This window comes from Cryptosporangium arvum DSM 44712 (assembly GCF_000585375.1).
Classification (GTDB): Bacteria; Actinomycetota; Actinomycetes; order Mycobacteriales; family Cryptosporangiaceae; genus Cryptosporangium; species Cryptosporangium arvum.
This window is the reverse complement of record NZ_KK073874.1, coordinates 2,526,908-2,538,525: the sequence shown is the minus strand read 5'-3', so window position 1 is coordinate 2,538,525 and position 11,618 is coordinate 2,526,908. Positions and strand designations below refer to the sequence as shown.

Genomic DNA, 11,618 nt, shown 5'->3' with positions numbered 1-11,618 from the left:
CGCGGGGTATTAGGCCCTTCCCTAGGGGCGCGCCGTACACTCGGCCGCACGCGCGGGCCCGGCCCGCCTCACGCGGGTCTCCTCGGCCCGCCCCTGCGAGACCAGGACCCGAACGGAGAGCACGGAGTGCCGACGAAGGATCGCCAGCGGCAGCTGGCCCGCGCCAAACTCGAACGGCAGATGGCCCGGCGGGCCGCGGCGGCCAAGCGGCGCCGTCAGACCCAGGCCGCCGTGGGTGCGGGCCTCGCGCTCCTGCTCGTGGTGGTCGGCGTCGGCTTCCTGATCGCGAACCTCGGTGGTGACGACGACAAGAAGACCGACACCGCCACCGAGGCGTCCGGCCCGCAGTGCACCTACCAGAAGGCCGACAGCAGCACCGGCCAGGTGAAGGACGTCGGGACGCCGCCGACCACGAACATCCCCGAGACGGGGACGCGCACGGTCACGATGACGACGAACATCGGCCAGGTCGACTTCAGCCTCGACCAGGCCTCCGCGCCGTGCACCAGCAACAGCTTCGCGTTCCTCGCGGGCAAGAAGTTCTACGACAAGACCTCGTGCCACCGGCTGACGACGGCCGGCATCTTCGTGCTGCAGTGCGGAGACCCGTTCGCGGACGGTACCGGTGGCCCGGCCTACCGCTACGGCACCGAGAACCTGCCCACCAACCAGCACCCGCCGTACCCGGCCGGCACGATCGCGATGGCCAAGAGCTCCGAGGCGATCTCGGTCGGTTCGCAGTTCTTCATCGTGTACAAGGACATCCCCGACGGTTCGCTCGGGGCCGACTACACGGTGGTCGGCAAGGTCACGAAGGGTCTCGACCTGATCGTGAAGGCCGCCGAGAAGGGCGTCACGCCCGCCGACCCCAGCAACCCGGGCGACGGCAAGCCCAAGCAGGCCGTCACGATCAACACGCTGACGGTGAGCCCCGCGGCGAGCTGACTTTCTCTCCGTTCCGCGGCCCGCTTCCGGTATTCGGAAGCGGGCCGCGCCACGTTCGCGGGCCGCCTCCAGACGTGCAGCATCTCGGCCCGGTGGGCGATCCGCTGTCGCCGGCACGGTCCGGCCGGCACGACACCGATCGATCCAGCCTCCCGCACCGTTCACCGGCCCGGACCGACCGGCGGATCATCAAGATCCCGGGTCACCCACCGGGTGCGACCCGCCCGGATCGCCGCCCGACCGGGTCCGGCCCCGGCCACCGTCCATCGCGTCCCGACCCGCGCCGAGCCTGCCTCGACCCGCGCCACCGGGGCACCTATCCGCCGCTATGAACGCGCCGTTCCACGGCTGCCGCAATCAGCGCGCCACCACGCATGGCCCGCAAGAGGTACTGCGCTGTAGATCCCTACACCCGGGCATCGGCGGCGTTCCCGCCTGGCCTACACCGAAATCCTGCCCGTTGAGCGCACGGAGACCGCCACCCGCCCCTGGTTCCCTACCTGCGGCGTCGCCGTCGCCCGGTCCCGACCGCTGCTCCCGACCTCGGCTCCGGACCCGAACCTGGCCGCCGAATGGGCCTGCACCGGCCCCACCGCTCAGAAACAGAACACCAAGGAGCGTTCGCTCTGACAATCACCAGCTAGCGTGACGCGTTAGCGGGCCTACGACGGGCGGTTCAGGCCCGGCAACTCGTCGCAGGCCCGATTCGCCGCGCCACCAGCCGAGCGCACCCCGCAGGCGTTGCCGCGGCACCGGCCGAGGGCGCCCGCAGGACTTGACGCACCACCGGCCGAGCTCGCCCCGCAGGATTGCTGCGGAAACGATCGAGCGCCCGCGCGCGGGGGGCGTGCGGGCGCTCGGCTTCAGCCCCGGTAGTTCGCCGACTCGGCGTTGCCCATGTCCGGCGGGGGCTCGGGCGCCGGGGACGTGGTGGCCTGGAGCGACCCCGTCTCGCGGAACGTCTCCAGGCCGACGATCTTCGCCCGGACCTTGCCCGGCTCCAACGGCTCGCCTGCGACCTTGCTGGGCAACCTGCGCTCGATACTCACAGCGGCGCCTCCTTAGCCTGACGTCACACGGTACGCGTCGTACACACCCTCGACCCGGCGGACCACGCGGAGCAGGTGCCCGAGGTGTTTCGGGTCGGCCATCTCGAACGTGAACTTCGAGACCGCCACCCGGTCGCGGGTCGTGCTCACCGTCGCCGACAGGATGTTGACCTTCTCGTCCGAGAGCACCTTCGTGACGTCGGACAGCAGGCGGTGCCGGTCGAGCGCCTCCACCTGGATCGCGACCAGGAACGTCGACCCGGCGGTCGGTGCCCACGACACCTCGACCAGGCGCTCTTCCTTGGCCTTCAGGTCGGACGCGTTCGTGCAGTCTTCCCGGTGCACGCTGATCATGCCGCTGCGCGTGATGAACCCGAGGATCGAATCCCCCGGCACCGGCGTGCAACACTTCGCGAGCTTCACCCAGACGTCGTCGCCGGCGTTGCTGACGATGACGCCGGGATCGCCGGGGCCGGCCGGGCGCGAGCGGTGCTTGGCCGGACGCGCGGTCTCGGCCAGGTCCTCGGTGGCGCCCTCGGCCCCGCCGAGCGAGGCCACGACCCGCTGGATGACCGCCTGCGCCGACACCTGGTTCTCCCCGACCGCGGCGTAGAGCGCGCTGATGTCGGACAGGTGCAGATCACGGGCGATCGTCAGCAGCGCGTCGCCGCCGAGCAGACGCTGCAGCGGCAGGCCCTGCTTGCGCATGACCCGCTGCAACGCGTCCTTGCCGGACTCGATCGCGTCCTCGCGGCGCTCCTTGGCGAAGTACTGGCGGATCTTCGTGCGGGCCCGGGGGCTCTTGACGAAGCTCAGCCAATCCTGGCTGGGGCCGGCGTTCTCGGACTTCGACGTGAAGATGTCGACGGTGTCGCCGTTGTTGAGCGTGCTCTCCAGCGGCACCAGCTTGCCGTTGACCCGGGCGCCGATGCACCGGTGCCCGACCTCGGTGTGCACGGCGTAGGCGAAGTCGACGGGCGTCGAGTCCTTCGTCAGCGCCACCACGTCGCCCTTGGGCGTGAAGACGTAGACCTCCTGGCCACCCAGGTCGAAGCGCAGCGCCTCAAGGAACTCCCCCGGGTCGCTCGCCTCGCGCTGCCAATCGAGCAGCTGACGCAGCCAGGCCATGTCGTCGACGGTGGCCGGCGGACCGGCGACCTCGGCGCCCTTGGTCTCCTTGTACTTCCAGTGCGCGGCGATGCCGTACTCGGCGGTGCGGTGCATCGCCAGCGTGCGGATCTGCAACTCGATCGGCTTGCCCTCGGGGCCGATGACCGTCGTGTGCAGCGACTGGTACATGTTGAACTTCGGCATCGCGATGTAGTCCTTGAAGCGGCCGGGGACCGGCTGCCAGGACGCGTGGATGACGCCGAGCGCGGCGTAGCAGTCGCGCACCGAATCGACCAGGACGCGGATGCCCACCAGGTCGTAGATGTCGGCGAAGTCGCGGCCGCGCACGATCATCTTCTGGTAGATCGAGTAGTAGTGCTTCGGCCTCCCGACCACGGTGGCGCGGATCTTCGCGTTCTTCAGGTCGTTCTGCACCTGCGAGGTGACGTCGGCCAGACCCCGGTCACGCGCCGGCGAGTGCTCCTGCACCAGCCGCGCGATCTCCTCGTACCGCTTCGGGTACAGGGTCATGAACGCGAGGTCTTCCAGCTCCCACTTGACCGTGTTCATACCCAGCCGGTGGGCCAGCGGCGCCAGCACGTCGAGCGTCTCGCGCGCCTTCTTCTCCTGCTTCGGGCGCGGCAGGAAGCGCAGCGTGCGCATGTTGTGCAGCCGGTCGGCGAGCTTGATGACCAGGACGCGGGGGTCGCGGGCCATCGCGACGACCATCTTGCGGATCGTCTCGGCCTCGGCGGCGTCGCCGAACTGCACCTTGTCGAGCTTGGTGACGCCGTCGACGAGGTGCGCGACCTCGCCGCCGAAATCGGCGTGCAGCTGCTCGAGCGTGTAGCCGGTGTCCTCCACGGTGTCGTGGAGGAGCGCCGCGACCAGCGTGGTGGTGTCCATGCCCAGCTCGGCGAGGATCGTCGCGACCGCGAGCGGGTGGGTGATGTACGGATCGCCGGACTTGCGCAGCTGACCGCGGTGGAACTGCTCGGCGACGTCGTAGGCCTTCTGCAGCAGCCGGACGTCGGCCTTCGGGTGGGCACCGCGGTGGGTGGCCACCAGCGGCTCGAGAACGACGTTCACCGCGCCTTGCCACGAGGGGGCGCTGAAGCGCGCCAGGGCGGCGCGGACCCGCCGGCCGGTGGGCGCCCCGATGCCGCCCGGCTCCGCGCCGGATCCGTTCGCGGACACCGCGGCGACCGCGGAATCAGCATGCGGAAGTGCGCCGCTGGGCGCAGCCGCGTCTGGACCGGGGGCCGGGACGGGATCCCGCTGGCCACCGGCGACCGTCGGCGCGACGTCTGACACAGGCCGCTCCCTCTGCTGGACGCATCGAGCTCTCTCCATGCTACGCGGACGGCCGACACCGGCCGCGCCGCCTTCCACAGGAGCCCAGGACAGCGACTGCTGCCCTACCGGTCACAACACGATGACCGGACGGTTGATGCCCCGACCCGCTGCGCCCCCCGCCCGGCCACCCGAGACCGGAAAGAAGAACTTCTATACCGTCAGCAGCGCGTGCACCTCGCGCCCACCCAGGCGCGCACGTCCGTCCAGGAACGCCAGCTCCATCAGCACCGAGAACCCGACGATCTCGCCGCCGGCCTGCTCGACCAGCGAGATCGCGGCCGCAGCGGTACCGCCGGTGGCGAGCACGTCGTCGAGGAGCAGCACACGGGCGCCGGGCTCGAACGCGTCGGCATGGACCTCGAGCACCGCCTCGCCGTACTCGAGCGCGTACGCGGCCGACACCGTCTTGCGGGGCAGCTTCCCCGCCTTCCGGATCGGCACCAGGCCCGCGCCGCTGGCGTAGGCCACGGCCGCCGCCAGCACGAACCCGCGCGCCTCGATGCCGGCGACGACGTCGAACGCGCCGCCGTGCTCGGTCGCGACCACGTCGATCACCTGCGCGAACGCCGGTCCGTCGGCGAACAGCGGGGTGAGGTCCTTGAAGCCGACCCCGGGCTTCGGGAAGTCGGGGACGTCGACGACGTGCGCGGAGATGAGGTCACTCACCGCAGCGGGCGTCACCGGCCCGCCGCCGACCCGACCGGCGATGGGCCCGTGGGACGGGACGGTCATCGCTTCTTGCGGCTTCCGCTCGGACGACCGGGGCGGTTGCCCCCGGCGCGGCGGCGGTTCTGCTGCTGCGCGGGCCGGGTGGCGTTGCGGTTCGTGCGGGCGGCCGCGGCGGCAGCGGCCGGCTCGCGATCGCTGTCGTCGTCCGCGTCCTCGTCGACCTCGGTCGCGTCGTCGACCAGGTCGTCGGCGTCCTCGTCCGCGGTCGTCTCCGGCGTGGCCTTCGCCGCGTTCGCGCGCTTGTTCGCGACGCGCTCCTTGAGCGCCCGGTAGCGGGGCTCGCGCTCCTTCATGTCGACGAGCCACGGCGTCGCCAGGAACAGCGACGAGTAGGCCCCGGCCGCCAGACCGACGAACAGCACCAGCGCGAGGTCCTTGAGCGTGCCGACGCCGAGCAGGCCGGCCCCGACGAAGAGCAGACCGCCGACCGGCAGCAGCGAGATCAGCGAGGTGTTGATCGAGCGCATCAGCGTCTCGTTCACCGCGTTGTTCGCGGCCTGGGCGTAGTCGATGCGCGAACCGCCGACGATGCCGCGGGTGTCCTCGGAGACCTTGTCGAACACGACGACCGTGTCGTACAGCGAGAAACCGAGGATCGTGAGCAGACCGACGATCGTCGACGGCGTGACCTCGAACCCGACGATCGAGTAGATACCGGCCGTCAGCAGCAGGTCGTGCAGCAGCGCCAGCAGCGCCGCGACCGCCATCTTGGCCTCGAAGCGGATCGCCAGGTACGCCGCGACCAGGACGAGGAACACGACGAGGGCGATCAGCGCCTTGTCGGTAACCTGCCCGCCCCACGACGAGCTCACCGCGTTGTCGGTGATGTCGTTGGCGTTGAGGTCGTACGTGTCGGCCAGCGCGTTCTTGACCTCGGTGGTCTTCTCCGGGCTCAGCGACGCGGTCTTGATGACGAACTTCGCGTCGCCGCCGCGGCCGGCCTCCTGACCGGTCTGCACCTCGACGCCGGTCTCGTCGATCGTCTCCGAGACCTGCTCGAGCGACACGCCGCTCGGCTGCTTGAACACGAACGACGTGCCACCGGAGAACTCGATGCCCCAGTTGAAGCCCCGGATCGCGATCGTGCCGATCAGGAGGACCCCGATCACCACCGACGCGATGTACCACCGCTTGCGCGTACCGATGAAGTCGAAGTTCGTCTCGCCCCGGTAGAGGCGTCCGGCCAGTCCCATCTCAGGACTCCTTCGGGCTGACACGACGGGCGGTCGCGCGCCGTCCGGCCGCTCCGACGGGAGGTGCGTCGGAGGCCTTACGCAGCGTACCCAGCCCGGAGAAGCGCGGCGACGTGAACCGGCGCGACCGGGAGAGGAGGGCGACCAGAGGGTGCGTGAAGAGGAAAACGATGATGACGTCGACGAGCGTGGACAGGCCCAGCGTGAACGCGAAGCCCTTCACCGCGCCGACGGCCAGGATGTAGAGCACCGCGGCGGCGAGGAACGAGACCGCGTCCGCCGACAGGATCGTCCGCCGGGCGCGGACCCAGGCCCGCGGTACGGCCGAGCGGACGCTGCGGCCGTCGCGCACCTCGTCCTTCAGACGTTCGAAGAAGACGACGAACGAGTCGGCGGTGATACCGACCGCGACGATGAAGCCGGCGACCCCGGCGAGCGTCAGCGTGAGGCCGATCTGGCGCCCGAGCAGGATGATCGCCGCGTAGATGATCGCGCCGGACATCGCCAGGCTGGCGATCGTCACCAGGCCCAGGGCCCGGTAGTAGAGCAGCGAGTAGACGACCACCAGCGCCAGGCCGATGCCGCCGGCGAGCAGACCGGCTTCGAGCTGCTCGATGCCGAGCGTCGGGCTGATCGTCTCCGCGGTCTCGACCGTGAACGACAGCGGCAGCGCGCCGAACTTCAGCTTCGCGGCCAGGTCCTGCGCGTCGGCCTTGGTGAACTGACCGCTGATCTGGGTGTCACCGGTGATGACCTCGTTGGTGGTCGGCGCCGAGATGACCTCGTTGTCGAGCACCACCGCGACCTGCTTCTGCAGCGTCGCCTTGGTCAGCGCGGTCCACTTGTCCTGGCCGTTGCTGGTGAACTTCAGGTTGACGACCCAGCCGCCCTGCTGCTGGTTGAACGTGAAGCTCGCGGTGTTGATGTCGGTGCCGACGACACCGGCCTTCTCCAGCTTGTACTTCGTGGTGTCCTGGCAGGCGACGACCTGCTGGTTGATCGGGTCGATCGAACCGGCCGGACGCTCGTCGAGCATCTTGCAGGTGATCCACGGGACCTTGTACTGCCAGTCGACCGGCAGCGCGGCGACCTCGGCCTCGGTCAGCTTCGCCGCACCGGGCTCGAAGACCGCGGCGAGCTGCGGGTTGGTGGCCGCACCGGCGAAGTCCTGGGCGGTGCCCTGCTGCACGTAGGTCGCGGCGTCCTTCGGGAACTTGGCCAGCGCGGACTTCTGCAGCGCGGCCTGGCTCGCCGAGGTCGGCGTCGCGGCCGGGGTGGGGCTGGCGCTGCCCGACGGGCTCGCGGACGTGCTCGGCGCCGGGCTCGCCGAACCGGCGGTCGACGGCGTCGGGCTCGGCGTGTCCTCGGCCGCCGGGACCGCGGCCGGCGCGGCCTGCGGTACCGAACCGCCGCCGCCACCGCCGCCCGAGGTGGACGGGCTCGCGTTGGTCTGGGCCGGCGGCGAGGCGCTGCCCGATGGGCTCGCGCTCCCGGACGGGTTCGCGCTCCCGGACGGGTTCGGGGTGGCGGTGCCGGACGTCGACGGGGCCGGCGTGGCCGCGAGCGACGCGGTCGCCTTGATCGCGTCGATGTCCTGCGCGGACTCGAGGACCGCGCGGAAACGCAGCTGGGCCGGCTCGCCGACCTGCTTGATCGCGTCGTTGTTCTCGCCCGGGGCGTTGATGACGATGTTGCTGTCGCCCTCGGTCACGACCTCGGCCTCGGCGACGCCGGTGCCGTTGACGCGGTTCTCGATGATCTGGCGCGCCTGTTCGAGCTGCTCGGCGTCGGGCGCCTTGCCGTTCTCCTGCGCCGCGTGGAGCGTCACCGTGGTGCCGCCCTGCAGGTCGAGACCGAGTCGCGGGGTGAGCTTGTCGCTGACCGACCCCTTGCCCTGAAGGAACACGAGCGCGTAAAGCGCGATCACGATGACCGCGAGGACGGCGAGATACCGCCCGGCACGCAGCTGTCCGCGAGGTGGTGCCACGCTGAAAGGTCTCCTTCAGTGCTCCGGGCGGCAATTCCTGCTGCCCCGGGTGAGTTCGCGCTACCGCCGCGCTCGTGTGCGGCCCGGCCGGTCCGGCCCGGCCGCGTAGCGGTACGTCCGATTGGTGACGCTATCCGGTCGGTCCGCGCCGTGTCGGCCCGTGCCGGGTGCGGCCGGTGGCACGACGCTACTCCGATCGCGCCACCGGCCGATGATCAACGGCGGTCGGTGCTGCTGTCGGCCCCGGAGGCCGGGCGCGGGTCGGCGGTGGGGTCGCTCGGCGCGGCCGGCGCCTCCGGAGCCTTGGGCGCCGGGGTCTCGACGACGGGGGTGGTGTCGACCGCCGGAGTGGTGTCCACGGCCGGGGTGGTGTCCACGACCGCGGCGTCGGTCACCGGGACGTCGTCCTCGTCCACGGCGTCGTCGAACGACTCGGCCTCGTTCGGCGCGAGGCCGGCCTTCACGGCCTCCTCGTCCGAGAGCACCTTGGCGATGGCCTGACGCGCGTACCGGTTCGTCACACCCGGCGAGACCTCGAGGACGACCGACTCGCTGTCCGCGGTCACGACCGTGCCGTAGAGGCCGCCGAGGGTCATCACCGGCGCGCCCTCTTCGACCGTGCTCTGCATCTGGGTCATCTGCTTGCGGCGCTGCGACTGCGGTCGGATGACCAGGAAGTACATCAGCGCGAACACACCGACCAGGAGCAGCAGCGGCAAAATGCTCCCACCGCCCTGGGACTGTTCTGCGGCTACAGCAGGCACGGATAGCCCTTTCGTACATTCGTTAGCGGGGTCGTACGGGGGTGCGACTGCGGAAGTCTAGTAGCAGACGCTCCGGACACCGTCACTCGGTAACCCGACACGGCCGGTCGCGTCGCCGGCTTCCACCACGACGGATCGTCAACGCCCCACTGCGGGCCATCGTTCCGGGCCAATTGATCCCGCCGGAATCGTCGTCGAATCGTGTCCCGGCGGTCAGGGCGCGGCGCGGAAGCTGCCGCCGAACAGGTCCCCGGGGTCGGACGGATCCGCGACCGCGGCGGAACCGGCGGCGAGCGCGGCCGGGGAACCGGGAGGTGGGGTCCGGCCCAGGTGCGCCCAGGCGGCCGGCGTCGCGACGCGACCGCGGGGTGTGCGGGCGAGCAGCCCCGCACGCACCAGGAACGGCTCGGCGACCTCCTCGACGGTGCCCGGCTCCTCCCCCACCGCCACCGCGAGCGTCGAGAGCCCCACCGGCCCGCCGCCGAACGACGACACCAGCGCGTCGAGCACCGCGCGGTCGAGCCGGTCGAGACCGACCCGGTCCACCTCGTACACCGCGAGCGCGGCGCGGGCGATGTCCTCGGTGACGATTCCGTCCGCCCGCACCTCCGCGTAGTCGCGCACCCGGCGCAGCAGCCGGTTGGCGATTCGCGGCGTGCCCCGGGAGCGGCCCGCGATCTCCGCCGCGCCGGCCGTGTCGATCCGGACACCGAGGATGGCCGCCGACCGGTCCAGCACCCGTTCCAGGTCGGCGGCACCGTAGAAGTCCAGGTGCGCGACGAAGCCGAAGCGGTCACGCAGCGGTCCGGTCAGCAGGCCCGACCGGGTCGTGGCCCCGACCAGCGTGAACGGCTCCACGTCGAGCGGGATCGCGGTGGCGCCGGGTCCTTTGCCGACGACGACGTCGACGCGGAAGTCCTCCATCGCCGAGTACAGGAGCTCCTCGGCCGGGCGGGCGATGCGGTGGATCTCGTCGATGAACAGCACGTCGCCACGGGCGAGCGTGGTGAGCACCGCGGCGAGGTCGCCGGAGCGTTCGATCGCCGGGCCGCTGGTGACCCGGATCGCGCTGCCGAGCTCGGCCGCGACGATCATCGCGAGGCTGGTCTTGCCCAGGCCCGGGGGGCCGGAGAGCAGGATGTGATCGGGCGGGCGGTTGCGCCGCTGCGCGCTGCGCAGCAGGACTTCCAGCTGTTCGCGGACGCGGTGCTGCCCGATGAACTCGTCGAGCTGCCGGGGCCTCAGGCTGGTCTCGACGTCGCGCTCTTCCGGCGCGGCGTACGCCGACACGACGTCGTCGGCGGTCACCGGTTCTTCCCCAGCACCTGGATCGCCCGGCGGAGCGCGGTCGCGACCTCCACCGGCCGGCCCTCGAAATCGGCGGCGACGAGGACCACCGCGTCCTCGGCCTCCTTGGCCGACCAGCCGAGCCCGGTCAGGCCGTCGCGCACCGACTCCTGCCAGCCGCCGGCCGGGGCGAGGCCGGGCACGGCGACCGGGTCGACCGAGCCGATCTTGTCGCGCAGCTCCAGGACGAGCCGCTCGGCGCCTTTCTTGCCGATGCCGCTGACCCGCGTCAGAGCCGCGGTGTCCGCGCTCGCGATCGCCACCCGCACGGCGTCGGGGGAATGGACGGCGAGCACCGCGAGGGCCAGCCGGGGGCCGACGCCGCTCGCGGTCTGCAGCAGTTCGAAGATCATCCGCTCGTCGTCGGTGGCGAAGCCGTAGAGGGTGAGCGAGTCCTCGCGCACGACGAGGCTCGTCGCCAACCGCGTCGACGACCCGATCCGCAGCCCGGAGAGCGTCGCCGGCGTGCAGTGCACCGCGATCCCGACGCCGCCGACCTCGACCACGGCCCCGTCGGGGCCCACCGCGGCCACGTCACCGCGCACCGAGGCGATCACTCGCCCACCGCCCGGGAGCGGCCGCGCTCGAGCGCGGCGGCCAGGCGGGCCTGCTGGGGTGCGCGCCACAGATGGCAGATGGCCAGGGCCAGGGCGTCGGCGGCGTCGGCCGGCTTCGGCATCGCGCTCAGGCCGAGGATGCGCGCCACCATGGTGCCGACCTGCGCCTTGTCGGCCGAGCCCGACCCGGTGACCGCGGCCTTGACCTCCGACGGCGTGTGCATCGCGACCGGCACACCGGCCCGGGTGGCCGCCACCAGCGCCAGCCCGGCGGCCTGCGCGGTGCCCATCACCGTACGCACGTTGTGCTGCGCGAACACGCGCTCCACCGCGACGTAGTCCGGCTGGAACTCCGCGATCGCGGCGGCCAGCGCATCCGCGATCGCCATCAGCCGGTGGCCGAGCTCGGCGTCGGCCGGCGTGCGGATCACGTCCACGTGGACGAGACCGCACCTCCGGCCCGGCGCACCGTCCACCACACCGACCCCGCAGCGGGTGAGCCCCGGATCGACTCCGAGCACGCGCAAGCCCGTCCACCTCCGTACAGTTGTTCGTACGGAGAGGATCAAACCATACTCAGG

The 11,618-nt window shown here is 71.4% G+C and carries 10 protein-coding genes; 1 reads left to right on the top strand and 9 read right to left on the bottom strand.

Annotation, left to right across the window (positions count from 1 at the left end; genetic code table 11):
• Window positions 1-180 precede the first annotated feature (180 nt).
• On the top strand, window positions 181-945 hold the full coding sequence (locus CRYAR_RS11880; protein WP_084701842.1) for a peptidylprolyl isomerase: 765 nt from the start codon (window positions 181-183) through the stop codon (window positions 943-945).
• An 863-nt stretch (window positions 946-1,808) separates the two neighbouring features.
• On the opposite strand, the gene CRYAR_RS46955 is transcribed toward CRYAR_RS11880, so the two are convergent.
• From CRYAR_RS46955 to ruvC, 9 genes are all read right to left on the bottom strand, one after another.
• Window positions 1,809-1,994, bottom strand: a complete 186-nt coding sequence (locus CRYAR_RS46955; RefSeq protein ID WP_157017600.1) for a hypothetical protein — start codon at window positions 1,992-1,994, stop codon at window positions 1,809-1,811.
• 12 nt (window positions 1,995-2,006) lie between these two features.
• Window positions 2,007-4,457, bottom strand: a complete 2,451-nt coding sequence (locus tag CRYAR_RS11875; protein WP_084701840.1) for a RelA/SpoT family protein — start codon at window positions 4,455-4,457, stop codon at window positions 2,007-2,009.
• Window positions 4,458-4,610: 153 nt separating this feature from the next.
• Window positions 4,611-5,192 (bottom strand): adenine phosphoribosyltransferase, encoded by a 582-nt coding sequence (locus tag CRYAR_RS11870; RefSeq protein WP_084700365.1) that lies wholly within the window; start codon window positions 5,190-5,192, stop codon window positions 4,611-4,613.
• Entirely contained in the window at window positions 5,189-6,382 is a 1,194-nt protein-coding gene (secF, locus tag CRYAR_RS11865) for a protein translocase subunit SecF (protein ID WP_035850587.1), read from the bottom strand. Before secF ends, CRYAR_RS11870 begins: the two co-directional genes overlap by 4 nt.
• A gap of 1 nt (window position 6,383) precedes the next feature.
• Window positions 6,384-8,369: a protein translocase subunit SecD gene (gene secD / locus CRYAR_RS11860; protein ID WP_063725701.1), complete on the bottom strand. Its 1,986-nt coding sequence runs from the start codon at window positions 8,367-8,369 to the stop codon at window positions 6,384-6,386.
• A gap of 215 nt (window positions 8,370-8,584) precedes the next feature.
• On the bottom strand, window positions 8,585-9,133 hold the full coding sequence (gene yajC / locus CRYAR_RS44555; RefSeq protein WP_084700364.1) for a preprotein translocase subunit YajC: 549 nt from the start codon (window positions 9,131-9,133) through the stop codon (window positions 8,585-8,587).
• A gap of 213 nt (window positions 9,134-9,346) precedes the next feature.
• Window positions 9,347-10,441, bottom strand: a complete 1,095-nt coding sequence (gene ruvB, locus CRYAR_RS11850) for a Holliday junction branch migration DNA helicase RuvB (protein WP_084700362.1) — start codon at window positions 10,439-10,441, stop codon at window positions 9,347-9,349.
• The gene (gene ruvA / locus CRYAR_RS11845; RefSeq protein ID WP_035850586.1) at window positions 10,438-11,037 is read right to left on the bottom strand and encodes a Holliday junction branch migration protein RuvA; all 600 of its coding nucleotides are present in this window, start codon (window positions 11,035-11,037) and stop codon (window positions 10,438-10,440) included. The genes ruvB and ruvA overlap by 4 nt, the downstream gene beginning before the upstream one ends.
• Window positions 11,034-11,564 carry a crossover junction endodeoxyribonuclease RuvC gene (gene ruvC / locus CRYAR_RS11840; protein WP_035850585.1) on the bottom strand — a complete coding sequence of 177 codons (531 nt, stop codon included), beginning with the start codon at window positions 11,562-11,564 and terminating at the stop codon, window positions 11,034-11,036. The genes ruvA and ruvC overlap by 4 nt, the downstream gene beginning before the upstream one ends.
• Between the last annotated feature and the right edge of the window lie 54 nt (window positions 11,565-11,618).

Excerpts from the sequence above, each read along its gene's own strand:
- secF (WP_035850587.1), bottom strand. The coding sequence starts at position 6,382 with ATGGGACTGGCCGGACGCCTCTACCGGGGCGAGACGAACTTCGACTTC.
- CRYAR_RS11875 (WP_084701840.1), bottom strand. The coding sequence starts at position 4,457 with ATGGAGAGAGCTCGATGCGTCCAGCAGAGGGAGCGGCCTGTGTCAGAC.
- CRYAR_RS11880 (WP_084701842.1), top strand. The coding sequence starts at position 181 with ATGGCCCGGCGGGCCGCGGCGGCCAAGCGGCGCCGTCAGACCCAGGCC.
- CRYAR_RS11870 (WP_084700365.1), bottom strand. The coding sequence starts at position 5,192 with ATGACCGTCCCGTCCCACGGGCCCATCGCCGGTCGGGTCGGCGGCGGG.